The sequence below is a fragment of the Desulfoplanes sp. PS50 genome (genome assembly GCF_053851535.1).
This window is the reverse complement of record NZ_JBSPZA010000005.1, coordinates 58,188-83,934: the sequence shown is the minus strand read 5'-3', so window position 1 is coordinate 83,934 and position 25,747 is coordinate 58,188. Positions and strand designations below refer to the sequence as shown.

Annotated in this window: 21 protein-coding genes; 8 read left to right on the top strand and 13 right to left on the bottom strand. The window is 51.4% G+C overall.

The window, feature by feature from the left end; genetic code table 11:
- Positions 1-13 precede the first annotated feature (13 nt).
- The 10 genes from gnd to ACTVJH_RS03620 form a co-directional block, all read right to left on the bottom strand.
- Complete coding sequence (gnd, locus tag ACTVJH_RS03665; protein ID WP_455987573.1) at positions 14-928, bottom strand: phosphogluconate dehydrogenase (NAD(+)-dependent, decarboxylating); 915 nt, start codon at positions 926-928, stop codon at positions 14-16.
- 207 nt (positions 929-1,135) lie between these two features.
- A complete protein-coding gene (locus ACTVJH_RS03660; RefSeq protein WP_455987571.1) occupies positions 1,136-2,611 on the bottom strand; it encodes a dihydrolipoyl dehydrogenase family protein in 1,476 nt (491 codons plus the stop codon).
- A 318-nt stretch (positions 2,612-2,929) separates the two neighbouring features.
- On the bottom strand, positions 2,930-3,889 hold the full coding sequence (locus ACTVJH_RS03655) for a glucokinase (protein WP_455987569.1): 960 nt from the start codon (positions 3,887-3,889) through the stop codon (positions 2,930-2,932).
- A gap of 258 nt (positions 3,890-4,147) precedes the next feature.
- Positions 4,148-4,624: a chemotaxis protein CheX gene (locus ACTVJH_RS03650; protein WP_455987568.1), complete on the bottom strand. Its 477-nt coding sequence runs from the start codon at positions 4,622-4,624 to the stop codon at positions 4,148-4,150.
- Positions 4,625-4,668: 44 nt separating this feature from the next.
- Entirely contained in the window at positions 4,669-5,886 is a 1,218-nt protein-coding gene (locus ACTVJH_RS03645) for an HDOD domain-containing protein (protein ID WP_455987566.1), read from the bottom strand.
- 35 nt (positions 5,887-5,921) lie between these two features.
- On the bottom strand, positions 5,922-6,797 hold the full coding sequence (locus tag ACTVJH_RS03640; protein WP_455987564.1) for a CheR family methyltransferase: 876 nt from the start codon (positions 6,795-6,797) through the stop codon (positions 5,922-5,924).
- 326 nt (positions 6,798-7,123) lie between these two features.
- A complete protein-coding gene (locus tag ACTVJH_RS03635) occupies positions 7,124-7,621 on the bottom strand; it encodes a helix-turn-helix domain-containing protein (RefSeq protein ID WP_455987562.1) in 498 nt (165 codons plus the stop codon).
- A gap of 1,424 nt (positions 7,622-9,045) precedes the next feature.
- Positions 9,046-10,590 (bottom strand): two-component system sensor histidine kinase NtrB, encoded by a 1,545-nt coding sequence (locus ACTVJH_RS03630; protein WP_455987560.1) that lies wholly within the window; start codon positions 10,588-10,590, stop codon positions 9,046-9,048.
- Positions 10,591-10,795: 205 nt separating this feature from the next.
- Positions 10,796-10,972, bottom strand: a complete 177-nt coding sequence (locus ACTVJH_RS03625) for a hypothetical protein (RefSeq protein ID WP_455987558.1) — start codon at positions 10,970-10,972, stop codon at positions 10,796-10,798.
- Positions 10,973-11,207: 235 nt separating this feature from the next.
- Positions 11,208-13,895, bottom strand: a complete 2,688-nt coding sequence (locus ACTVJH_RS03620) for a PEP/pyruvate-binding domain-containing protein (protein ID WP_455987556.1) — start codon at positions 13,893-13,895, stop codon at positions 11,208-11,210.
- Positions 13,896-14,459: 564 nt separating this feature from the next.
- On the opposite strand from ACTVJH_RS03620, the gene ACTVJH_RS03615 reads away from it, so the two are divergent.
- From ACTVJH_RS03615 to ACTVJH_RS03580, 8 genes are all read left to right on the top strand, one after another.
- Complete coding sequence (locus tag ACTVJH_RS03615) at positions 14,460-16,121, top strand: ATP-binding protein (RefSeq protein WP_455987554.1); 1,662 nt, start codon at positions 14,460-14,462, stop codon at positions 16,119-16,121.
- Between the two features lie 4 nt (positions 16,122-16,125).
- Positions 16,126-16,506, top strand: coding sequence for a response regulator (locus ACTVJH_RS03610; protein ID WP_455987552.1), 381 nt, complete (start codon positions 16,126-16,128; stop codon positions 16,504-16,506).
- Positions 16,507-16,508: 2 nt separating this feature from the next.
- Positions 16,509-16,910: a response regulator gene (locus ACTVJH_RS03605; protein WP_455987550.1), complete on the top strand. Its 402-nt coding sequence runs from the start codon at positions 16,509-16,511 to the stop codon at positions 16,908-16,910.
- A 60-nt stretch (positions 16,911-16,970) separates the two neighbouring features.
- The gene (locus ACTVJH_RS03600; RefSeq protein ID WP_455987548.1) at positions 16,971-17,873 is read left to right on the top strand and encodes a response regulator; all 903 of its coding nucleotides are present in this window, start codon (positions 16,971-16,973) and stop codon (positions 17,871-17,873) included.
- A gap of 58 nt (positions 17,874-17,931) precedes the next feature.
- Positions 17,932-19,782 (top strand): SLC13 family permease, encoded by a 1,851-nt coding sequence (locus ACTVJH_RS03595; RefSeq protein ID WP_455987546.1) that lies wholly within the window; start codon positions 17,932-17,934, stop codon positions 19,780-19,782.
- A gap of 150 nt (positions 19,783-19,932) precedes the next feature.
- Positions 19,933-20,082, top strand: coding sequence for a hypothetical protein (locus ACTVJH_RS03590; RefSeq protein ID WP_455987544.1), 150 nt, complete (start codon positions 19,933-19,935; stop codon positions 20,080-20,082).
- Positions 20,083-20,118: 36 nt separating this feature from the next.
- A complete protein-coding gene (locus tag ACTVJH_RS03585; protein ID WP_455987542.1) occupies positions 20,119-20,694 on the top strand; it encodes a hypothetical protein in 576 nt (191 codons plus the stop codon).
- Between the two features lie 111 nt (positions 20,695-20,805).
- The gene (locus tag ACTVJH_RS03580) at positions 20,806-22,488 is read left to right on the top strand and encodes a sensor histidine kinase (protein WP_455987540.1); all 1,683 of its coding nucleotides are present in this window, start codon (positions 20,806-20,808) and stop codon (positions 22,486-22,488) included.
- Between the two features lie 188 nt (positions 22,489-22,676).
- Here the strand turns inward: ACTVJH_RS03580 and ACTVJH_RS03575 are convergent, their stop codons facing one another.
- The 3 genes from ACTVJH_RS03575 to ACTVJH_RS03565 form a co-directional block, all read right to left on the bottom strand.
- Positions 22,677-24,017 carry a protein kinase domain-containing protein gene (locus ACTVJH_RS03575; RefSeq protein ID WP_455987538.1) on the bottom strand — a complete coding sequence of 447 codons (1,341 nt, stop codon included), beginning with the start codon at positions 24,015-24,017 and terminating at the stop codon, positions 22,677-22,679.
- A 136-nt stretch (positions 24,018-24,153) separates the two neighbouring features.
- Entirely contained in the window at positions 24,154-24,879 is a 726-nt protein-coding gene (locus ACTVJH_RS03570) for a metallophosphoesterase family protein (protein ID WP_455987536.1), read from the bottom strand.
- Positions 24,880-25,222: 343 nt separating this feature from the next.
- Positions 25,223-25,705 carry a hypothetical protein gene (locus ACTVJH_RS03565; RefSeq protein WP_455987534.1) on the bottom strand — a complete coding sequence of 161 codons (483 nt, stop codon included), beginning with the start codon at positions 25,703-25,705 and terminating at the stop codon, positions 25,223-25,225.
- Between the last annotated feature and the right edge of the window lie 42 nt (positions 25,706-25,747).

Here is a 25,747-nt window from a genome sequence, read left to right as displayed (position 1 = left end):
GGGATTCCCCTTGTCATTTTTTGGTCTCGGCCTCGACAACGGCATGCCCTCCGAACCGATTGCGCAGGGTGGCCAGGAGTCTGTCTGCAAAGCTGTTCGCTTCGCGGGATCTGAATCGCTCCATCAGGGCCATGGCCAGCACCGGGGCAGGGGTGGACGATTTCAGGGCATGCTCGAGCGCCCATTTTCCCTCCCCTGAATCCTGTACAAAGGGCTCTATGTTTTCCAGTCTGGGATCATCGCCAAATCCCTGTTCGGCAAGTTCCAGCAGCCAGGACCGAATCACGCTGCCCTGGTTCCACACATGACTCAGGGCCTGATAATCGAGTCCTTGCCTGAAAGGAGAATTTTCAAGCAGATTGAACCCTTCGGCATAGGCCTGCATCATGCCGTACTCGATGCCGTTGTGGATCATTTTCACGAAATGCCCGGCTCCGTGATCGCCGCAGAACATATACCCCCCGGGCGGTGCCAGAGCCTCGAGAATGGGTACCAATGTATCGAAATCCGGAGTTCGCCCCCCGACCATGAGACAGAAACCGTTTTTTCGCCCCCAGATGCCGCCACTCACCCCAATGTCCAGGTAATGGAATCCTTTTGCATGCAATGCCTGAGCGCGTCTGATATCGTCCGTGTAGTTGGAGTTCCCCCCGTCAATGAGCATGTCCCCGGGTTCGAGGATGTCGGCCAGGGTGTCCAATGTCTGTTGCGTGGGGTTGCCCGCCGGAAGCATGACCCAGACGATGCGGGGCGCCGGGAGCAGTGCAGTCAGATCCTCCAGCCGGTGGCAGGGGACCGCTCCCTGGTTGGCGATCTCTTCTATCCTGGAACGTGTCCTGTTCCAGACAATCACGCGGTGTCCTGCATCCAGAAGCCGTCCGGCTATGTTACGGCCCATGCGTCCAAGTCCGACAATCGCTATATCCATGACATTCTCCCGGGTTGAAACATTGTGCGACCGAAAAGGCAGAGCCCCCGAGGTCGGAGGCCTGATTGTCGAGGATTCTCCTGTCTCCTTTCTTTTCCTCCTGCTCCTTCCGGTTTGGGCGAACACAAGGTTCGACCAAACGGACATTCACCTTCCATTCGCCTTTTCTGCGCCCTGCGTACTGCGCATTTTTTTTCCCGCCTCCGATCATTCCCCCCGTCCTTCATCCGGTAGCGAACCTGTCCTCCCCTTGAACGGAAAGGATAAAGTTAATGCTTTACTTGTAGTTTCAGGGAAACTCTTGGGAGCGAGATACGAACCGGCAACCTGTTTGTTGATTTCCGACAAGGTGGGGTAGAGGTGAACCGCAGCTGCCAGGGTCGAGAGGTTCATGTTTGCGGTGAAAAGGGCCACCCATTCGTTCAAAAGTTCTCCGGCATGCGGGCCGACGATCTGCACCCCAAGCGGCTTTTCCGTGTGGTCCAGGATCAGTTTGAGCAAACCGGTCTCCTGGTTCTGGGTCAGGGATCGATCGTTATGGACAAATGATTCAGTGATGACATTGTATTTGATATCTTCGTATCGGGCCTGTTTTTCCGTATACCCGATGCCTGCCAGTTCAGGATCCGTGTACGTGCACCAGGGCATGAGGGTATAATCGACCGTGCGGGACAGATTAAAAACCGCATTGGAGACAACGATCTCACCTTCGTATCCGGCCGCATGGGAAAACAGAAATTGACCGGTAACATCTCCGGCCGCATAGATATGCTCCTGGCTGGTTTGCAAGCATTGATCCACGACGATTCCCATGGAGGTGTGGTCCACACCTGCCTGGTCCAGACCGAGATTCTTGATGTTGGGTGTTCTGCCAAGAGCCACCAGGATTTTTTCTGCCTCAAAGAGTAGATTCTTCCCCTGACCGTCCGTGGCTTTGATCCTGATCATTTCCCCCTCTGCGCTCACCCGGGCAATGGATAACCCGGTGCGCACAATGACCCCTTCCTGTTCCAGACGTTGGTGAACGATCAATGCCATGTCCGGATCCTCGCGTGAAAGGAGCTGACCACTGCGCTGGATAATGGTCACCAGGGTCCCAAGCCGGGCAAAGGCCTGGGCCATCTCCACGGCAATAGATCCGCCCCCCAGAATAATCATGGACGCGGGGAGGCGATCCAGGGAAAAGATATCCCGGTTGGTCAGAACATCCACATCGCCAAGTCCGGGCACGGGTGGAATGGCAGGGCTCGAGCCGGTCGCCACGACCCATTTTTCCGCTGAAAAGCGGGTTCCATCCTCAAAGGTTATCTGGTGCTCGTCCACAAAGGTCGCACTTCCCGTGTGCACGGCAGCTCCCAGTTTGCAGAACCGTTCTCTGGAATCGTGTTGCTGGATCCGGCTGATGACCTCCCTGATTCGTCGGGAAACCTGGTTGAATTCCACCGGAGGAAGATCCATTTTGGGAAGTCCCAGGGACCGGGTTTGTCCGAGGAGATGATAGACTCGGGCTGCATGAATAAGTGTCTTGCTGGGCACAGACCCGTAGTGCAGACAGTCCCCGCCGAGTTCGGGTTCCCTCTCCACGAGAAGTGTCTTGGCCCCGCTTCGGGCACACCCCGCCGCTATAGTCAGCCCTGCAGGACCCCCGCCGATGATGCCGATATCGTAGTCAAAAGAAGCCATGTGTTTCCTCCGTGTACTCGGTAATCACGTGGTTTTGACCACTGATCAGCGTTTGCAATTTGCAACCATTCAAAAGCAGCCCAAAAGACGCGGGTCTTTTTTGATCGTCATCCCCGACTTGATCCGTAATCTTGGTAGTACCTTACTCGTGAAAGTCTGCCATAAAAAACAAGAAAATTCTCTAACCGCTTGAACCTAAAACTTAAAACCTAAAACCTAAAACTGCGGCTTGGCCGCATTAGTACCTTACTCGTGAAAGTCTGCCATAAAAAACAAGAAAATTTTTTCCATGTCCGGGTACCGATTGAAAAAAATGTTTCACAGCACACGTGCTGTGTTGACCTGCTGGCGGCCGTATTGGGCCGCGCCCCAAAGTCCCATATCTTCATCTCGGTTCAAAAATATCGGAATGTTCTTCAGGAGGGAGCTGTAATTTTTTGAGTCCACAAATTCAGCGATGAATGGTGGATGGGTGATTATTTTCGGATGCTTGGCTGCCAGACCGCCACTGATATACAGTCCTTGAGTCGGCAGGACATTGAGACAATACTGCCGGCAGGCCCTGGCGTAGAAACGGGCAAACCAGGTGAGGGTTTCGGGAAACCGGTCAAAGTCCTGTGCAATCTCGGCAGGGGAGAGCCGGGTTCCGGTCAGAAAGGCATGGAGATTGACCAGTCCGGACCCCGAGACAATCATATCTCCGATCGGATACCTGCAACCGGTTTCTTTATGAAGAAAGGCCTGATAAGCAAGTTCCTGGTCATGGTAGAAGGGAAAGGCGGCATGACCGGCCTCGGATGCCACGGCAACATGATCACCCTGGCCATCAGGTACGAGCATGCAATGTCCCAGTCCCGTACCAGCTCCGATGACAGCCAGAGCCTTGCCTGGTTCGGGAGTTCCCGTCTGAATGGTCATTGCCTGACGGGCCAGATCTGTCAGGCATCCAAAGGCCTGGGCCTGGAAATCATTGATAAGGGTATGGTGGGGAAAATAGGGGGTGATCATATCCCGATGAATATTCCAGGATATATTGGGAGGACGCACCGATCCATCCTGCTCGATGGCTCCGGCAACGGCAAAGACCGCCATGCGAACCTGACCATCTGGTCCTGCCGCATCGACCTGTTCGAGCATTTCCCGGAAAGATGTGTTCGCGGCAGTCGGCAAATGGAGTTGATTGATTCGTTCAAGGCGGCCGTTGTCAATGAAGAACCATCCGAACCTGCTGGATGTCCCGCCTATATCAGCGGCAAGAATGTATGAAGTCGGGTTCATAAAAGACGTCCTTTGCAAGAAGAGGAGTCAGTAACGTATACAAAGACCATGGCAGATCTTCTGATTCGGCACAAGTCTTGACCCGAATTTGGCGGGGCGAATGTGTTCTCATGCCTGGATCACTCGGTTTGGGCCGATTCATCCTGAAGGGTAGAGACTGCAGGGGAGTTTCAGATACTGCCTTGAACAAGGCGAGACATGGCTCGTGAGCGATCTTGAGCGGAGCGGTGGTTGTCCATCGATGAGGAACAAAACAGACTATTCGGCATCAGCAAGGCTGATTTCCACGACAAGATCTCCGTCATCAGACGTGAAGGGGATGCTCAGAATGGGGGCGGAGGGAATATGGTCGATGGGTTTATTCTTCCCGATGATGATCGACGGGGTGGAGGCCTGGAAGGACATGCCCATTTCAGAAAGACTGCTTCGAGCCTGTCCGGAGATCATGTTGGTCAACTCGCCGACGGCATCGGCTATTTCATCGTTGATTTCCGTGTAGTTCTCAAAAAGCATGTTATTGACTATTTTTAAGATAACGGATTCGCTCAGACTCAGGGCGATGATCCCCTGGGCGAATCCGTTGATAGAGATCTGACCGGTGATGTCTCCAACAGCTGTTCTTTGGGTGTTGAGAAACGGGGCTGCTGGTTCAACCTCGACATTGGCCATGGTCGAGAGCACATTCAACACGGCTTCAAGCAGTGGATTGATAAAGTCGACGTTATAGGATGACATGTTTTATCATTCGTTCCGGTAAGATATGTTTCCTCCTGACTGAATCAAAGGAATGCTTCCAATACCTGATCAATGCATTGATCATGCTCGTGACAAATCGTCTGGAGGTGCTTGTCCTGCAAACCAAGCTGCTTCCAGTCATCTTCAAGCATTCCGGGCAGGACAAATGTCGATCCAGAGGGAATTGTCATGGCATTGGCCAGATTGTCGGCCAATTGAACCAGAGCGGCGTTTTTGGGATTGGTGGCATTTGCCGGTGAATGATGGTTGGCAATGATGTCACGCAGAAAATCGGGCATCTTCCATTCCTGAAAAAGAAGATCGCCGACCTGGGTATGATCGTATCCAAGAACCTGTCGTTCCGCTTCAACCAGGGGAAGCATCTCGCTGCGAGCCGTCAACAGGGCCTGCACGGAACCATAGGGCATGTTTTTGAAGATGATCAATCTTCCTGCATCATGGAGCAGACCGGCGGTGAAGAAACTCTCTGCGGCAACGCCCATATGTGCTGCGATCAGCTTGCTGAAAATGGCGCAACTCAGAGAATGCCGCCAGAAGGTACGCATATCGATGAGTTCCGGTGGAATGTCCTTGAAAAAATTGATCGCGGAAACCCCAAGTGCCAAGGTGCTCAATTCCCTGTTGCCCACGAGGGAAATAGCCCGATCAATGGAATCGATCTTGGAAGAGAAATTATAAAAGGAACTGTTCACCAAACGCAAAATTTTTGTGGTCAATCCGACATCGGTGGATACGATTTTCGCCAGATTCGATGCCGAACATGTCTTGCTTTCCAGAACCTCTTTGATCTTGAAGTAGATGTCCGGGAATGAAACCAGGGAGGTTTCATGACTGACAATATCACTGGGCGATCCTTCCCCCTTGAAAAAAAGATCGCGCATGAATTCCACGTCGGTCGCACGCAGATCTTTTCCACAGGGAAGATTCCAATCTACAGTGGCTTTGGAGAGAACCTTCGCCAAACAGAGACGATAGAGCTCATTGAAGAGGGTGCTTTCAGGATTGACATACATGAAAAATTGATACGTATAATCGTCACAACGACGTAGCAAATCGTCATTATCCTTGAGTTTGCCCATGGATTCTATGTGTACGTATCCAAAGTCCAAATCTCGCAGAATGTCTATATCTTCATCGCTTAACGAGCGTCCTCGGGCGAACAGGGTGCTGCCGTCGGCTCCAGGAACATCTTTGGCCAGCACCATTTCAGGCAGAAGATGCTCTGTACAGATCTTATGCACAACTTCCCTCCGTTTCGAGCTTAGCAATTGGGGAGTTATTTTGCTTTTTGATACATGATACCCCCGGGTTTGGCCTGGGGAATGAAAAAACGAGCATATTTGTGAAGACTTTCTGAATGTCCGATGACCAGATATCCTTCCGGCAAAAGGTTATCGTAGAAATGATTGACAACCTTGCGCTTCATATCGTCGTCAAAATAAATGATCACATTGCGACAAAAAACAATGTGTGACTTCTGAATACGCTTGATGGCCAGAGAATCGTTCAGATTGAGTACATGGAAGGTGACCAGTTTCTGCACCTTGGGGTGGACCTTGAATCCCTCTGGCTGGGGCATGAAATACTTGGCAATGATTTCCTTGGGGGTATTGCGCAGGGAATAATCGTTGTAGACACCGCGCTTGGCCTTGGTGATCATGGCAGGGGAGAGATCATTGGCAAAGATATTGATCTTCCAGCCAATGATGGACATCTTCAGAATCTCGTGGAGCATAATGGCCAGGGTGTAGGGTTCTTCTCCCGAGGAGCATCCCGCGCACCAGAGATTGAGTTGCTTGTTATTGGATTTGGCCTGCGCATCAAGAACATGTTTGAGTACGAAGGTCTTGAACACACCGAGCTGCTTGATGTCACGAAAAAAGCTGGTTTCGTTGGTGGTGATTTTTTCAAATAAAAAATCAAGCTCTTTTTTTCGCTCAGGTGACGACTTGTAGTTGTAATACTCGCCGAAATTCTTCAAACCCAGTGTCTTCAGCCTCGCTCCGAGGCGGGTTTCCAAGAGATATTTTCGACGTTCCGGAACATCTATCCCGGTCAGCTTGTAGATAAAATCCCGAAGGGCGTGAAACTCTGAGTCAGTGATGGGAGGCGTCTTACGCAAGCTCATTGACTGAGAAGGTATGGGTGACATGATCCTTTCCGCTGATTGTTGTAAGATGATTCCATGGGCGGCTTGGAAAAAACCTAATCAGCCATAGACAAACCGGTGGAGAATGTAAATCGTTAATGACAAATGAATAGTAAGCAGTGCCGGGGTGATCCGAAGATCTGAAGTGTTTTTATGGGTGGCTCATCCGTCCTTCCTGCTGAATAGATGCAAATATGCCAGTCAGGAGTGGATGGATCGACGCGGTTCAAAGTGTAAGCATTACATGAGGTTTGAGTTCGCACATCATGCATGCTGAAGTGCGAAAAAGAGAGAGGAGCAGGGGAGGGGAAGCCGGCTTTAAGAGTGCTTCACTCGTGGTCCTGGCGCTTTTGAAAGGCGGCAAAGGCCTCCATCATCTCGCTGCTGAAGGCGGCCATCTGTTTTTCGGTCAGCATGGCCCGGTGCAGGGTGTGGATGATATTCTCCAACGATTGGGCATAGTCGGTCTCGGACTCGAGGATCGCAATGGCCTGGGAAATGATTTCAGCGACATTGAATGAACGCGGTTGTGGCTTGGGAGAAGATTTGGGTACAGAGCGAGAAGAAGGCTTCTGGACAGGGTGAGAAGAGGCTGAAGACGTTGCAGCAGTCTGTCCGCCGGTTTCAGAGCCGACCAGCCACGATTTGGAAACCCCGGTCTCCTGGCAGATTTTATCGAACCAGGAGGAGGGGATTTTTTGTTTTTTCTTTACACTGCTCACGCCGGCAGGGGTGATGGAGAGAAATTGGGCCAAAGCCGAATCGGTTTGCGCATTGATGGCCCCAAGCATGCGCTGCCAGGTCTGATGGAAAGATGTGGTTGTCATAATTACCAGGGGATGGGGTGAAATGGCGGTCCAAAAACACTTCGTGCACACCATGATGAAGAGTGCATACCGTAATGAATTAACTTTATCAACCATAAAGTTTATTTGATTAACAAGCGTCAAGGTTAAGTCGTTGGCGACTTGTTAACTTAAATTATTACAATGAATTAAGTTAAGTCAACGCAATGAATCAAGTAAACGTCGCGACGCATCCAAGGAGGGGTGTCCTTGTCCAACCGAGTGAAACGCAGCCCTGCGTGTGCATGGTATTCAGCAGATTGTGCAAGGGTGTGCATCGGATAGATTTCAAAAATTGGAACCAAGGAGGCGAACGTTCCGCATTGCTGTGAACCTGTCTCAAACAGCCTGAGGTGGAGTTCTGCATCCTGCACAGCCCCTCTTGATCGACCCCCTTGAGCGGGTGCGATCCGGGGTATTTCTTGGAAACAAAGGGCTCGAGTATCGCCGGGATAGACCTCTGGTGAGAGCAGTACAGGGCACCTGGCCGGGCGGGTATTTCAAGGAGTCTCTTGGGTGGGTATAACGAGGGGATCCGATGATACCTGGTGGTATTCAAAGAGGTTAGTGTCAACCTCGATAGTTTACTTGAAGTTTATTTATTCACCTATCACTTCAAGTTTGTCTGCAGAAAACACCATCAAGGACCAGCTATCCTCTTGGGGAGAAAAGGTCACATGACGCAATTGACAACGATAGTGAATCGATATCTCAGACCATCTGTTCGGCAGCAATGCTGAAATCGCCTGTTCCAGGAAAACAGTATGTAGTTAAGTTAACTCCGTGACGTATAATTAACCTTTTTCAAGTTAACTTGTTTTTTCAAATCGACATTTTTTATCAAGTTTATCGTCGATACACGGAATAAAGGTTTTGAAGAGACGGCCTGTGTATCAACCATACGCCTCCACTGGTTCATGCCACCACAATCATCACCCTTGTTCGTGTCGATTATCTGGCTCTTTTTTATTGTATTTATTGAATAAACATTTATTTCCTTTCCATGCTCAAGGTGTGATCCTGGTACGTTGCCAAGTGCGTACGCATTTTTTTCGGCGCGCTGACCGGTTTTCTGCTGGTTTTTTTAAAAAGTTAATTTTTTACTTACAGTTTTAGTTTTCTTAATTGTTCATCTTTTACTTTATAAATATCGGGCAACGCGCACGACCACCCTTGGTGGCTGGAAGTGCGCTGTAAGGATTTTTGTTTTTTATGGCAGACTTTCACGAGTAAGATACTAATGCGGCCCAGCCGCAGTTTTAAGTTTTAGGTTTTAGGTTTTAAGTTCAAACGGTTAGAGAATTTTCTTGTTTTTTATGGCAGACTTTCACGAGTAAGATACTAACGGGAGGAGATCCTGATCACTGGCTGCGGTCAGGAGGGTGAGAGTTGCGCGGAAGTCACACTCAAAAGGAAAGGATGGAGGGGATTTCGTCAACCAGATTCAGAATCGGTGAAAAAGCCAGGGTCACGGTTGTTCCCACACCTTTCTGGCTTTGCAGGTCAATGGTTCCCTCAAATTCCTCCACAGCCTTTCGGATCATGGGGAGGCCCAGCCCATAGCCTTTTGATTTTGTGGTGTGAAATGGGCTGAAAGCCGCTTCGATTTCATCTTCGGTCATGCCGATCCCGGTATCCGTGATGGTCACATAGACCTTATCCCGGGCCAGGCCGGTGGCAATGTCTATTTCCGAACCGTCTGGTGTGGCTTCCATGGCATTTTTGAGAATGTTCAGAACACATTGCTTGAGAATGTCCATTTTCCCTTTGAGCTTGGGAATTCCTTCGGTGAGTTGGACGTGAAACCTGTGCCCGCGATCATTGTATCCAATCTCGATAAGTTCGAGGGTTTCCTTGACCACTTCGTTGATGTCGATCTCTCCGAATTCTTTTTCATCCCGCCGGGTGAAATTGAGGATGTTCTGGAGAACGGTATCGAGTTTGGTGGTTTCTTCATCAATGATCTGTATTTTGGCCCGCTCCTTTTCAGAAAGATGGGGAGATTTGAGCAGTGATTTGGTGAATCCTCCGATGACACATAAGGGATTGCGGATCTCATGAGCCAGATACATGGACATGGAGGTCATGATGGAAAGCTTTTCCTTTTCCAGAGCCTGTTTTTCCTTATGGGTTCGCGAGGTGATGTTCCTGCGCATGACCAGGACCTGTGCCAATTCACCGTGCGTATTGAATACCGGATAGGAATAGACCCGGTAATAGAGCAAATGGCCGTCATCGCTGACCCGAGTTATCAGTGCCTCTGCTTTCTTTTTGGTGAAAAGAGTCGTTGCCACCGGACATTGCTGATCCCGCTGGCTGCAAAAAAGTTTTCCCCCGGGTAACGCCTGCGCGTCCCAGCAGTGCTTGCCGAGAACCTCTTCCTTGCTTTTTCCGATCCTATTGGAAACATTGGCATTGAGATCCATGATCCGGTAATCCTTGTCCAGAAGCAGGATATCTTCTCTGATGTTGCCGATGATTGCATCCAGCAGAATCTTGCGTCGGTCCAGATCGACCTTGCAGTGAGAAGCCGTCTGAAACATATTGTGCAGTCCACAGAAAAAAATGGACGTGTCATGGTCCAGAAAGGAAACATGGTCGGGGAGGGTTTTGCGAATGTGGGAGGGGTTGAAACTGAATCCGGAAACATCCACAAGCAGATTGATCTCCGGGTGCTTCTCCAACATGGTTTCCCAGGACGTGAACAAGGGGACATCAAGGCCCTGGAGATAGGATCGTTTTGTGGAAAGATCGCTGTCGCCTGGAAGGGTAATGGCTACGAGCCGAAGAGGCGGGAGATAATCCTGGTATTCCCTGGCAGCGATGAGGTCCAGGATGGTCGTGAACCCGGCACCCGATCCGAGAAGTCCGATACGAAATTCAAAGTCTTCAGTTTCCCAAAGACAGAAGTCGTTATGGGAAATACTGGCTGGTTTCATTGTATCAGTCATGTGCAGAGCTCGAGGAGTATGGACGTGGATTCAGGGGTAATGACCTGAACAGGAAACCCACATAATCAATCCATGCGTACTGTTTCCACATAGCCCTTGAAAGGGACAATGGCAAGAAACGGTCTTTAATTCATCATTAACCGGTGGAAACAGGAAACGGGCACACCATACGGAATGTGGAGTTTTTGAAAGTGATCGTTGAAAACTATTTTTTCCTGGTATCCAAACGATATTTGGTTATGCCGGCCAGAATGCCGCACAGAAAGCCGGTCAAAAGAGCACGCAGGGGATGCATGCCGAACCATCCCGCAATGAGACCGATGGAGCCCCCTAAAAGAAGACCGCGCATGACGGCCTGTCCGAGATCTTTATTTTGCTGCATGATTGATTCCCATACCGTTTATGAGTTCTAAAGGAGTATCCGTCCAACTCGAGTGTCAAACGCATAAACACCTCTAGGTCATCGGATTGCCGGTGTCCAGAAAGACTCTCCTCCTTCCTTTTTGCACAGGAAATTTTCCTGCGCACTTCTATTCTCCGCCGATCCGGTCACAATATGTCGAGATCAAGGACACAGGATCCGCCTCTACGATACTTGTGATCGTGTCTCTTTTTTTTCATCCTTCCTCGTCACCATACATCGCGAGCACCTTTTCAATATCCCGGATGATCTTTTTTCGATAATGTTCAACCACGCTGTCGTTGGACATGATCATGTCCAATTGCCGGGTGTGCATGAGCAGATACCCGAGGATGACCAATCGGGTCTCCAGAAAAGACTGCTCATAATTGTCCATCCGGGCGAACATGGCGTCCTCGCGGACCCTGGTCTCGAAATCGTAGCGTTCCAGAATGTCACCGATGAATTCGGCCCGCCTGACCTTTCTTTGGTAATCGGCTGCCCCTCCCTTGAACTGGAACCGCAGATAGTTCTCTTGAACCCGCTCGCCGACCAATGCCTCGATACTGGTAAAATGATAGCCAAAGCGAGACTGCAGGTTACAGAAATGCTTTGAGATCATAAAATAGTTCCTGTTGGTGAAATCCGAGGCAACGGCCGGATTGAGATGGGGATTGGTAGCCGATTGCATCATTACGTTCATGAATCCCTTGCCGTCCAGACTGGGCGGTCCTTCCCAGGGTATGGCCACGCAGCCCTTCCAGATGGAAAGCATGGGGATGGAGGCGATGTTCTCCAGGTTGACATATTTGCCGTGAACTTCCTGATTGAACCCGTCATCCAGATTGATGATCCACCATTGCATGGGCACGTTCGCCTTGAGCTGTTTGCTCGACCGGGGAGAAAACAGATTGGTTGTGCCGAAATCAAACATCTCCTGAACGGATTTTTCATGGGCGAACCGGGTGATATCGTGGTATGTTCGGCAGGATAACGGTTTGAAATCAAGAGAATCCGGATCGAGAAGATTCAGGGGGAGAATGTGTCGGGAGACATTTTTGAGGGTATTGTAGACCGGGCTTCCCTGCATCAGATTTTTATGGGGTTTGCTATCCTTGAGAAGCGCTTCAATTCGTCCGGGATAAACGGTCCGGGTGTCGGCATCCAGAGTTATCTCCTGCTCGTTTTTCAAAATGGTCGTGGCATTCCGAACACCGAAAAGGGCAGGCACGTCGAACTCCCGGGCCACATTGGCCAGATGACCGGCCACACTGCCGTGTTCCGTGATCACCCCCTGCGCCTTGCCCAGTACAGAGGCCCATTTGGGAAGCGATCGAGAAGAGACGAGTATGGCATCTCGCGGAAAGAGCAGGATATCTACGTCCTTTTGAACGATGAACACCTTGCCGCTGCAGACCCCGGTGCTGGCAGTGGTCCCTCCGGTAAATAGAGGTTTGACTCCGGGCAAAACCCGTGAGGAGGCTGAATCCGCACCAGAAGATTCATGCTGTCTGAGAGGACGGCTTTGGAGCAGAAAAATCAACCCATTCGTATCGATGGACCATTCCACATCCTGGGGCTGACCGTAATGGGATTCAATGATCTCAGCCAGTCGGCCCAGTTCGCTTCCCTGTGCATCGGAAACCGAAGGCAGGTCGCAGATGTCCCCATCGAGATCCTCACGACAGAGACCTTCGCCTTCATCACAGGACAATTGTTGGAATTGTGAGCGGATTTCCTTGTGAATCACCTGGTAGGGGGGGGCCTTGCTCACCACGAATTGATCCGTTGCCACGGATCCGTCGACAACGGATTTCGCCAGTCCCCAGACTGAATTGATGAAGACATTCGTATCTCTGATATCCAGGGGATTTCTCGTATACATGACCCCGCCCGTCCGTGCCGGAACCATGACCATGCATCCCACGCACATGGGAACATCCTCATCTCGAATGCCGCGATTGTAGCGATATGTCAGTGCCCTGTGCGAGTATTTGCTGGCCACGATATCCTTGTACGCCTGGATGACGTTTTCCCGTTCCACATTGAGCTCGGATCGGTATTGTCCGGCAAAGGAAGTATCGGCCATATCCTCGCCCAGGGCACTGGAACGCAGGGAAACCTTTTGAACCCCACCGGTTTTTTCACACAGACGGTCATAGCTCTCGAGAATAGCATTTTCCAATTCTTCGGGAAGAGGGGCCTTGGCAATGAGTCCCTGGATCTGGGCGCAGATCTCGAAGAAATTCGATCCCTTGACCTCGATCTCACAGGCGTTGGCTGCCTCATCTTCCTGAATGGCCGTGTCTTCCACTGGTTCGAGGGGAGTGGCCTGGATGAGGCAATTGACCCGGTCCTGCAATCCCTGGTGGTTCATGAACAGGTGATAGCCACGGGTAGTGACCACAAATCCGTCGGGAACCCGCAATCCCAGGTGATTCTTGAGTTCACCGAGATTGGCCATCTTGCTTCCGACCTGATCAGCCGATTCCTTGGTGACCGCTTCGAAGTCCAGGATGAGCCGATCTCCGACAACAGGATCTGCACCTGTCAAAGATTCTGAAACGTTGTGCTGTATCTTTTTGAAGACGATTTTCAGCCCCTGGTAATCAGTAGGATTGAGTTCACAAAGATTGTGAATGATCCTGTAGACATTGGTCGAAATGGCCGTACAACGCGACCTGATAAAAGACATGCCAAAGGGACGGTTCCCCTGCAGGGCCTCTTCCATGTCCGTCATCAGATCCAGGGTCCGGTTGTTGGCCGCGAGCAATTGTCTGAAGGCATGATAACGGGCTTTGAAGACATGGGTATGGGATTCCTCGTCAAGCAGATCAGGGGGGGCCTGTGATTTTCCGGCAAAAAGGGCGGTTATACGCTGCTTCAATTTGTTCAGTGGGTGCATGGCGATTGTCCGGGGTAATGAAGTGGCGGTGGAGGTGATGGATGGATAACAAATGTCTCTCTTTTCCAATTTTGTGCCGCACAAACCAACCTGGTTGGAGGGATGAGAAAACGATCGTCCAGCCCGGTCCCTGGTGGTCGTGTTCCCGCTGAGTCGAACCAGGGACCTCGCTTTTTCTGTCAGCTATTTTTACAGTCTGTAAAAGCCCTGGATCGGTGTGTTCAGGATGTTTTTTACACCCTCGTTCTCCCCTTTTCAGGCACTATCTCCTGTCATGCCTGAGGTCCAGCCCTTGATCCCTTCGGCGCTGCTCATCCTGGGCGACATATCCTTTGCACCATCTGCTCGGTTTCAGCCCTTTTTGTCATGCCCTTTCTACAGTGCTGCAGCATCTCCTGCCGTTTGAAAAAATCATGCATTTCAACAGGATGAAAATAGTTTCCACCCTCTTGAGGGTGTCGTGCCTCTTCCTGCACCTCATTGGCATGCTGGTTGCTCAATACGATCCGAATTGTTCCGATTTTCACAAAACCGATGCACGCTGCACAGGATCATCACCCGATCATGGAAAACAACCAATTCAGAAAACTTGGGGCCAAGATTACAGGGCTCACCATTGGGTTCTCGGTCATCCCCTTACTCCTTCTCGGCGTTACCATCTATTATCAGTTCAGTGGGACCTATACGACCAAGATCACGGAGAGCCTGTCCACCCTGGTAACGAACAAGGCCAATGCCCTGGATCTTTTTTTGAATGAGCGGGTCGCTCAGCTCAGGATCATAGCCGGCACGCAATCCTATACCGCAGTCAGTCAAACCGATCATCTCGAAAACATATTGAGGATCATCCGGCAGGGATCGGAATCGTTCATCGATCTGGGGGTCATCGATGGCCAGGGGAATCACGTTGCCTATTGCGGTCCCTACAATCTGCAGGGGGTCAATTACAAGAACGAAAAATGGTTTCACGAAGTCCTGGCCAGGGGGGTTTACGTAAGCGATGTTTATTTGGGTTTTCGCAAATTTCCCCATTTTATCATCGCTGTCCTGCGCCGCGAGGGGGAAACCAATTGGATACTCAGGGCGACCATTGATTCCGGGGTTTTTGAATCCCTGGTGCGATCCATCCAGCAGGGCACTCGTGGTGATGCCTATCTGGTCAACGCAGACATGCAATTTCAGACCACCCCCCGGTTCGGGCAGACCTCATCCCTGAAGACTGTTTTGGGGACTCCCTCTCGTTTTTCCGGTCCACGGATCATCCAACCATCGTCCCATACAGGAGACGATCTTTTTGGTCTTCAATGGCTCGAACGCAAGGACTGGCTCCTTATTGTCCGTGAGGATCCCAAAGAAGAACTCACCCCCCTGTTTCGAACCCAACATTACGTCATTGCCACCGGAATCATGGGCATATTGATTATTTTCACCGGCACCTTGCTCCTCTCACGGCTCATGATCCGTCAGCTCATGCGTGCGGAAGAGGAAAAGGCCATGCTCGACGAAAGCCTGATGCAGTCGAGCAAAATGGCCGCGTTGGGGAAAATGGCCGCTGGTGTTGCCCATGAGGTCAACAATCCCCTGGCCGTTATCAAGGAAAAGGCCGGCTGGATTCACGATCTTCTGGACGAGGAGGATGTCAGAAAAAGTGAAAATTTTCAGGAATTCAAGGATGCCGTGGATAAAATCGAGATTCACGTGGAGCGGGCCAAAAAGGTCGTGCATCGGCTTCTCGGATTCGCCCGAAGGATGGAGCCCCTGCGCGAATCCGTGGACGTGAACGCGGTTATCGAACAGACGCTTTCCTTTCTGGAGAATGAAGCCAAATACAGAAACATCAGCATCACCAGCCAGATGCAGCAGAATCTCCCCCGCATCCTGAGCGATACTTCGCAATTACAACAGGTTTTCCTCAATATCCTGAACAACGCCATCGATGCCATCGGCAAAGGCGGGGACATATCCATAACCACCCAGGCCGATCTGCGTAAAAAGGAGATCCGGGTATCCATCCATGACAGCGGCCCCGGTATTCCCAAAGAGATTGAAAAAAAGATCTTCGACCCGTTTTTCACGACCAAAAATGTTGGCAAAGGAACCGGTCTCGGGCTGGCCATCAGTTATAGCATCATTGAAAAACTCGGCGGTATGCTCCGCCTTGAAAATGAAAACGGCAAAGGGGCGTCGTTCATCATAACCCTCCCTTTGACCGTTCAGGAAGGATAGCTCCATGGATGCCATTCGAGTACTCATAGTTGATGATGAACCGGATCTTCTCGAGACCCTGGTCAAGCGATTGAACAGACGGAATCTTCAGGCCACGGGTCTGCCGGATGGAGACAAGGGACTGGAGTATCTTCGCGACCATGACATCGATGTGGTTGTCCTGGATGTGAAGATGCCCGGTCGGGATGGATTGGAAATTCTCGAGGAAATCAGAAAAACCTATCCCCAAATCGAGGTGATCATGCTCACCGGGCATGCGTCGATCCGTTCGGGAGAACGGGGTATGACCCTGGGAGCCTTCGATTATATAATGAAGCCTGTTTCCATAGACGAACTCATAGACAAAATTCGGCAGGCATGGATCAAAACGCGGAAGGGGAGATAGCCGTGAACAGGGATGAACAGGGATTGCGCCTTCTTCTCGTGGACGATGAAGAACATTTTCTTGTCAGCGCGTCCAAGGTTTTCCAGCGCAGGGGGATTACCGTCCTGACAGCTGACAGGGGAACACGTGCCCTTGAAATTCTTGCTGAACATCCCGTGGACGTGGTCATTCTGGATGTGAAAATGCCTGGACTCGGCGGGATCGAAACCCTTGAACGAATGCATGCCAACTATCCCGAACTCAAGGTGATCCTGCTTACAGGTCACGCCACCATGGAGTCTGCAGCCGATGGAATGCGGCTGGGGGCTGCAGGCTATCTGGTCAAACCCGTGGATCTGCACGAACTGCTGGACAAGGCGATTCAGGCCTGTGGTCGTCACCTGGAATCTGATCATGGCCCGTGAGATATGATATCTGAAAAAACAAGTAGTATTACAACGTGTTGAGCAAAAAGGAGGTAAATAATGGCGAAGAAAATCAAGGTATTGATGGTTGATGATGAAGAGCGGTTCCGCTCGACAACCTCCAAGATCCTGGGACGAAAAGGATACGAGGTGGCCATTGCCGGGAGCGGGGAGGAAGCCTTGGATATTTTGAAAAAAAACACCCACGATGTGGTTGTTCTGGACATCAAGATGCCGGGGCTGAGTGGAGAAGAGGTACTTCCCAGGATCAAGGAAATCGACGCTGACATTCAGGTGATCATGCTGACTGGTCATGGGGGAGAGGATTCGGCCCGGGAATCTCTGGTCAAGGGGGCTTTTGATTATTTGAACAAACCCTGTGACATCGATCTCCTGTCAGCAAAAATTAACGATGCATATGCCTTTGTCCACACACGCATTCCCAGGGAAAAAACAGCTGCCGAGGTCATGATTCCCATCAAGGATTATACGTTTGTACAGTCTGACAGTACGCTCAAGGAAGGAATCGAGAAGCTCAAGACCGCCTATGAAAAATTCTTGTCCACAGACAAGATCATGGAAAGCGGACATCGGGCCATCGTCGTTTTTGAAGGCGACCGGGTGGTTGGCGTTCTGACCATGCAAAAGATTCTCGAAGCCATCCGTCCCGAGTATCTTTCGGCTCCCAAACCGTCCATGGCAGAATCAATGCAGTATTCCACCATGTTCTGGACCGGACTTTTTTCCACTCAGGTCAAAAAGCTCAAGGACAGAAAGATCCGCGACGTGATGAGACAGTGTCCTCCTGAAGTTGCCGGTGATGCCAACCTCATGGAAGTGGCTGAAACAATGTATTCGGAAGCGCGCAGGCGTGTGGTCGTCAAGGAGGATGGACGGATTGTCGGCATCATCCGCGAGCAGGAACTCTTCTACGAAATTTCAAAGATCATTCTAGCCTCATGACCAAACGAACCAAAAGAGTCTCTCCCCTTACCCATTTGAAAACCACGTAGAGGTAAATATGACACAGGAAAAGAATAAGCCCACAGGATACGACAAGTATGTGGACTGGAAGATTTTCATCATTCCAGTGGTACTCTTTTTCGTCGTACTTGTTCTGCCGACACCCAACAGTATGGTCAAGGTCGGGACCCAGTACAATGTTGGTCCCAAAGCCGTTGTTAATCTGTTGACCGAAGAATTGTTTCAGCAAAACAGTTCCGATGTGGAGCAGTGGCAGTTGCTCACTGCCAAAATCATGGAACAGAACATGCGGATGGGCGCCCTGAGCAAGGACCGTTTCATGAAAAGGGATGCCAAGTGGTGCAAGAAGTACAAGCTGGCATGCAGTGACAGCAATTTCAAGAAGGCCCATGCATTCATCGAGACCAACCTGGATGATCAGCAATTCCGGGCAGTCATGGAAAAGGCCTATACGTACCGGACAGAGGTTCTGGACTACACCACATTGTCGGAAAAGGACAGGCAGGCCGCGGATAAGGGAACCTGGGCCATCAAGGTTTCCATTGCCATGATGGTTTTCGTTGTCCTCTGTTTTGTCACCGAGTGTATTCCGCTCCCGGCGGTTGCCTTTTGCATCGGACTGATTCTGGTCTTTAGCAACGTGATTTCCAGACAGGATGTGGCCATGTTGTACTGGTCGGACGCATGCTGGTTTATCATGGGTAGTTTGATGTTTGCGACAGCCTTCGTCAAAACGGGCGTGGACAAGCGCGTGTGCATGATGATGTTCAAGAAGCTGGCTGTGCCCGATGTCAGATGGATCACCCTGATCTTCTTCCTGATCATCACGCCGCTGGCAGCCTTTATTTCCGACCATGCCCTGGCGGCCATGTTCCTGCCCATTGGCATGCTCCTCTATCAGAACAGCCTGACCGAGGAAGTGCCCGAGGACAAGGAATTGGCAAAGCTGCTCATGATTGCCATTGCCATGGCCTGTAATATCGGCGGCCCGGGTGCTCCATCCGGTGGTGCCCGTAACGTCATCATGATGACCTATTTGAACGATATGTTCGGGTTCGACATCGGGTACTTCCAATGGGTCACCTATTGTTTCCCCTTCCTGTTTGTCATGATTCCCATCACCTGGTTCATGGTCAACTGGCGTTTCAAGCCCCGGATCAAGTCTCTCAAGCCGGCCATGCAGCATCTTGAAAAGGAAATCGGCAAGATGGGCAGCTGGAACAGACATCAGATCTGGGCTATTATCATCTTCCTGGTCATGGTTTTCGGATGGTTCACGGAAAAGGCCTTCTACAACATGGGTATTTATCCCGTGCGTCTGGGAATCGGTGTCATCGCGGTGGCCGGTGCCGTGGCCTATATCATGGCCGGGGTCGTCAATTGGCGCGACTATCAGCAAAAGGTCGACTGGGGTGTTGTATGGCTCTATGCCGGGGCGATCATCTTCGGCAGAACCCTGGACAAGACAGGTGCCGCCTACTGGATGGCCAGTTCGGTCATCGACTTTCTGGCTCCCTTCGGCATGTCCGAGGGTCTTCCCCTCATGGCCACGGCCAACGGTCTGACCGCCATTCTGACCAACCTCATGGCCGATGGTCCCGCTGCCGCGGCTGTTGGTCCGATCACCCTGAACATGGCCGGTCTGGTCCATCCGGGCACGACCTTCCTGCCCTTCATGGCCATGAGTACCGCTGTGGCGTCGTCCTTTGCCTATTGTCTGATCATCGGCACGCCTCCCAATGCCATTGTCTACGCCAGTGGCTACCTGGAGCCCAAGGACTATCTCCGTGTGGGTATCCCCATGTGGTTTGTGGCCAATATCGTCATTTTGCTGTGCACTGCCATACTCTGGGGTATCATGGGATTTCCGGGATTGCCCGGCTATTAGCAGACCATGACAGCCTGTCCCGATGCGGGGGGATTCGTCCCCCCGCAGAGGACAGTTCTGAACCACGAGGTCGAGCCCTGTCTCCATAAAGATCCGAGGACGACACGGTTCACCCTCCTGATTCAGGAACACCAACCAAGGAAGGACACCATGAACGAACACTCCAAAAAGCAGGTCGTCCAGAAGGGCAGTGTGACCTATTTTACCAAGAACTTCGAACGGACCCTCTTGTTCATCATGACCCTGATCATGCTGGGATGGGGGCTCTGGGAAAAGGTCATCACGTATCTGGCCAAATAATCCAATGGCACATTTTTCTCGCACCAGGGAGCAACCATGACCACAGAAACACTATCCACCCGGGAAATGGAACAGCGGACTGCTGAAGCCGGACCACCCAGGCAGACCTATTTTCAGACCATCCTCACCCTGCTCACGTCCCCGCGCATTTTTTTCACCGATCTGGACACGGAGATGGGCTATAAAAAACCCATGGTTTTTCTGGCCATTTCCGGGTTGTTCTGGGTCAGTCTGCGTTATGTCTATTTTTCCGACCATTCTTTGTTCCAGGCCCTCACCCTGGCCATCAACGCATTGGGCATGCCTTTTGTCCTGGCCGCATTCACCTTCATGATCATGGGACTTTTTTTCGGAAGGCTGGCTTCGTACAGGCACCTCGCCATCATATACATCTATGCCACCGGCGTGACCATGATGGTCTCCTGGCTGCCGACCACGGAAATCTTCACCGAAACCTGGCGGTTCAGTCTGGTGGCGGTGGGGCTGGTGAAATGGTGCTCCTTCAAATGGATCCAGGCCATAACCTCCATTGTTCTGGGGGTGGTCATCCTGCTGGTCATGCTGGCATCCATGAGTCCGGTGCTGGTTTTTCTACGGCAATTCATGGTCTAATGCGGCCAAGCCGCAGTTTTAAGTTTTAGGTTCAAGCGGTTAGAGAATTTTCTTGTTTTTTATGGCAGACTTTCACGAGTAAGATACTAACCCCAAGGACGTCACACGACAATGGAAGAACGATACTACACGACACTGCGCAAGCAGATCCTAAGCGGGATGATCCTCGTTCCGGTGATCCCCTTTTTGCTCATCATCGGGGTCGGGTATTATTATTTTTCCACGTCCATCAAGGACAACACTGTGGCTTCCATGCAGCGGATCGTCCGTGACCATCGGGACATGGTCACCTCTTTTCTCAAAGAGCGCAGGGCGGATCTGAACTTTTTGCTGGCCGAACACAACTTTGGCGAACTGCAACATCCCGAGACTCTGGCGGTAGTGTTCGAGCACCTGCAAAAGGAATCACCGACCTTTGTGGACCTGGGCATATTCAATTCCCAGGGAGTCCATGTGGCCTATGTGGGCCCGTACAAATTGAGAGGCAAAATGTACAAGGATGCCAACTGGTTCAAGGAGGTCATGGCCAAGGGCAGTTATCTGAGCGATGTGTTTCTGGGGTTTCGGAACATTCCCCATTTTGTCATTGCCCTGTCTGGAACCTACCAGGGGCACCCCTGGGTCATCCGGGCGACCATCGACACCTACCGGTTCAGCGAATTTGTGGAAAAGATCCGCATCGGAATGACCGGTGAAGCATATATCGTCAACAAGGACGGAGTGTTTCAGACGCAGCGCAGGTCGGGCGGTGGATTTCTCGAACAGGACGGCGAGGATCTGGAATATCCGGATAAACCCGGGGAAATCAGAACCTACGTCAAGGAAGACCGACGAGGGATGACCTCTCTCTACGCAACGACCTGGATCATCCCCCACAAATGGTTGCTCGTGGTCAGGCAGGACAAGGATGACGCCTTTGCCGCATTCAACCGGGCAGCATGGCTGACCTTGGTCATTGCGATTGTCAGCGGTATGGGCATGGTTTTTCTGGCCTTTCTCCTGAGTGGACGGATCGAAAAGCAGCTTCGCGTTACCGACAAGGAAAAGGAGTCCCTGCAGGACCAGCTCGTCAGAGCCACCCGGCTGGCTGAATTGGGAGAAATGGCCGCTGGTTTCGCCCATGAAATCAACAACCCCCTGCAGGTCATGAAAAGCGATCATGCCTATATGGAACTGATTCTGGAGGACATGAAGAAAAAGGGGGACCTCGCGGTAGGCGAAGACAGCAGGGAACTCGAGAATTCCCTGGTCCAGATCAAGAAGCAGATAGGACGATGCGCCAAGATAACCCGTTCGATCCTGAGTTTCGGGCGTCAGGGCAAGCCCGAATACAAGGATATCGATCTGAATACGTTTATCCCGGAAGTCGTTTCCATGATCGAAAAAAAGGCCGTGGTAAACGGGATCGAACTGGCCAGCGATTTACCTGAACCTTCCCTGAACATCTACGCGGACCCTGGACATATTCAGCAGGTGCTGATCAATCTTTTCAACAATGCTATCTATGCCATTGTCGAACGCCATGGAAGTGAAGGGGGAAGGCTCGCCATAACCGGCCTTCATACTCCGGAAGGACTTGTGGAGATCCGGGTTCAGGACAACGGCGGGGGAATCAGTCCGGAGAATCAGAAAAAAATATTTTCTCCTTTCTTCACCACCAAGCCTGTGGGCAAAGGAACCGGTCTGGGGTTATCCGTATGTTTCGGCCTGGTGGAAAACATGGGTGGAACCATGGAAGTCAGCAGCCAGCAGGGGGCTGGAACAACGTTTACCCTCAGGTTTCCCTCGCGGTAACCCCGCACGCGCCTCCCTCCTCCATTACGGGAAACCTTTTCCATCGCCCATCAGGATATCCATCCGTCCTGGTGGGCGTTTCAAATGTCCGGCAGGGTCTGGGCGAAGAGCAAAAAAAAGTCCTCTCTGTGACAGGGAGGACTTTGAATCGTTGGGGATGCTGTGTGTTTGTGTCTTTAATGCTTTGTTTACGAACATACCGGCAAGACATGAAAAAGGCAGGTTCTGTCCTGGCTGGCAACATAGCCGTTTTCCAGATCCACGAACCAGGCCGCCGTAAAGGTACGTGTGTCCGCACTCCAAAACCATTTTCTGTCTGTATCAAAAATCGCAGGGGTGCACAGGTCTTCGGGAGTTGTTTTTGGCTGGATCAGGGTGATCAATTCATCCACGGTAGGAAGTCGCCACGGACTTTCTGAAGCAGGTCGATCTTCATTGAGTTGGTCGAGATAGGTTCCCGCCTCATCCCAACTCAAGGGAAAGGGAGAAGGGGAGTTGGACCACACGAGTCCGGTCGCCTGGTCCTTCCACCCATGGGAGAGGGAATCGAAATGATTGACCACATGGTGGAGTGGACGGGCAAGATGATCCACCTCAAACGCCTTGTCTCCGGATACCGGTCCGGTTCGAATCGGGAAGGAGCGAAGTTTTCCATAATCATCTGCCTGGTGCGTTGATTCGGTTTCGGGAAGCAGCCGACATATATTTTCCTGACGTTCTTCCCAGTCCAGACGCAATGTTTCCAAGGCGGTTTTCATGGCCGCAATGCTCGCAAATCGTTTAACCGGGTCATGATTCAGGCATCGGGTGAAAAACGCATCCCATTTTGTGCCCAGCAAAAGACCGTCTACATGCCGGTCCGTATAGTCCATGAGCAGTTGTCCCGTGAGCATCCGATAGATGACCATGCCTGCGGAATAGATGTCTGAGCGGTGATCGGCCGTGCGGGGATCGTCCTCCTGTTCGGGGGCCGTGTAATACGGGGACCCGATTTTCAGGTTGGAGGGAGCGTTATGCTGATTTTCGCCTCTCAATTTTGAAAGTCCGAAGTCAATGAGCTTGATCCTGTCCTGACCGGTGATCATCATGTTGAAGGGTTTGATGTCCCTGTGAATGATTCCGGCATGATGAAGACGATCCAGGGCATCGAGCAGGTCGCGGGCGTATCTGAAAACCCGGGACGGTCCCAGCGCACGACTGGGGTCTTCCACCTGGTAGGTTTCACCGATAATGGTTCCCAGGTTCTGACAGTAGTACTCCATGACCATGAAGAGTCGCCCCCGGTGATCACGACCCATGTCCCAGACCGAGGCAATGTTCGGATGGGAGAGATGACCCATGATTCTGGCCTCATCGACGAATTGACGTTCGACTTCCTCGCTGCCCATGAGATCTTCGAGCAGGTCATTGGGTTCCAGCAGTTTGAGGGCCATGATCTTGCCGAGTTCGGGTCGTAATACCTTATAGACCTTGCCCATGCCGCCACGGCCCAAGAGGCCGATGATTTGGTAGTTTCCGATATATTTCATGGTAAAAAGGCAAAAGATGAACGGCATTTTGGCGCAGAGGCGCAGTGACGCAGAGGAAAGGATTTTTCTTTCCGACTCTGCCGGAAAGGGCTGGGGGCGTATATCCGGTCACCTTCCGCACGTATTTTTTGTACTATCACCCCAGAAGTCGTTCTCCGTAATATTCAGGCAGCCCGAGATCATTGATCTTGTCGGCTGTTTTTTGGGCATCATAGGGAACAAAGCAGACCTCGAGGGTTTTTGCCCCGGTATCCCAGATGACATACTTGGCGCTTTGGTCTCCGTCCCGGGGTTGGCCCACACTGCCCACATTGACGATGCATTTGTCCCAGTCCAATGAAATGGTTCCCTGCTTGAGGATACGGGACTCGACCTCTCCATCGACCAATCCATGGAGCACGAGCTCATGGGTATGACCGACAAAGGCGATGGGCACGGACAAGTTGGACAGCCGTTTGGCAAGGGTCTTCCCCTGGATCTGGTACAGATACACAAAGGGGGATTGCGGAGGAAACCCGTGCACGAACAGCGCGTTGTTCATGACCAGACTCCGGGGCAGGGTGGCCAGAAACGTCCTGGATTCCCCTGAAATCATTTCCCGCATGCGCAGAACATTGGTCCGGGTCTTGGGATTGAACCAGGACAGGGATCTGTCGTGCAGCACCCCCATTTCATGATTTCCCGCCACCGTGGGGATGGCCCTATCCCGGATCATACGGACAACCTCTTCGGGATTGGGACCATAACCGATCAGATCGCCCAGACAGACGATCCGGGCAATGCCACGACCATCGATGTCCTGGAGAACCGCTTCAAACGCCTCGAGGTTGGCGTGAATGTCGGAAATAACAGCAAGAGACATAACGTGAAAACTCAGGGCTGATTTGTTCTGATGGCCGGCTTGCCCCATTCCGGGCGCTTTGAAACTCCCTCGCGGGCCTCGTACCATCAAGCCGTTGCTCCATAAGATCATGGTTTTTCGGCAAAAAGTCCGGCAACGGCTTGATGAACGATGCCTGGCTCGGTCAGACAGTCAAACCGCCCGGAATGGGGCAAACCGGCCACTCTATTCCAGGTACTTGGACAAGAACAAATTTGCCTTGCGTGAAAACTCCAATATCACGAAGAGGAAAGGCAAACGTGTTCTCGAGGCTGGCAGTTGGATGAGAACAGATCGGCCGTGCATACAAAAGAGACGGATGGGGTCACAAAAATGCTGTTTTTACGGACACCACTTCGAGATCCCACTCGGGGATTTGGGCGAGATTCAGCCCGGGAATGGAGACCTTCTGGATAATTTCCTTATGCTCATCCGGGCCTATCCGGGTAACGACCGTGAATTCCTGCACACCGAAAACCCCAGGATCAGTTCCATTGGTTGTTTTCGAAGCGTCATACACGGTCAATCGCAGTGTCAGCTCCTTGATCGTGCCCTTGTCGGCATTGTTGACGATTTTTCCCTTGAGAAAAAGCTGCAGGGTCGTATCCATCCGGAAATTTTCAAGCCCGACCTGCGAGGGCTGAATCTCGGATGATGTTCTGGTGTCCAGATATCGATTTCCCTCATAGACAAGCAATCCGATGCTGCCGATGATCAGGGTATAGATAAGAAAAAATTTCTTGAACTTCGAAGGCTTCAAAAAAATGGCTATAAGCAGCAGGATGATCAGAATGACAAGAAAGCGCATGGACACCTCTCTAGAGAATAAAGAAAATACTTGGTGCGAAGC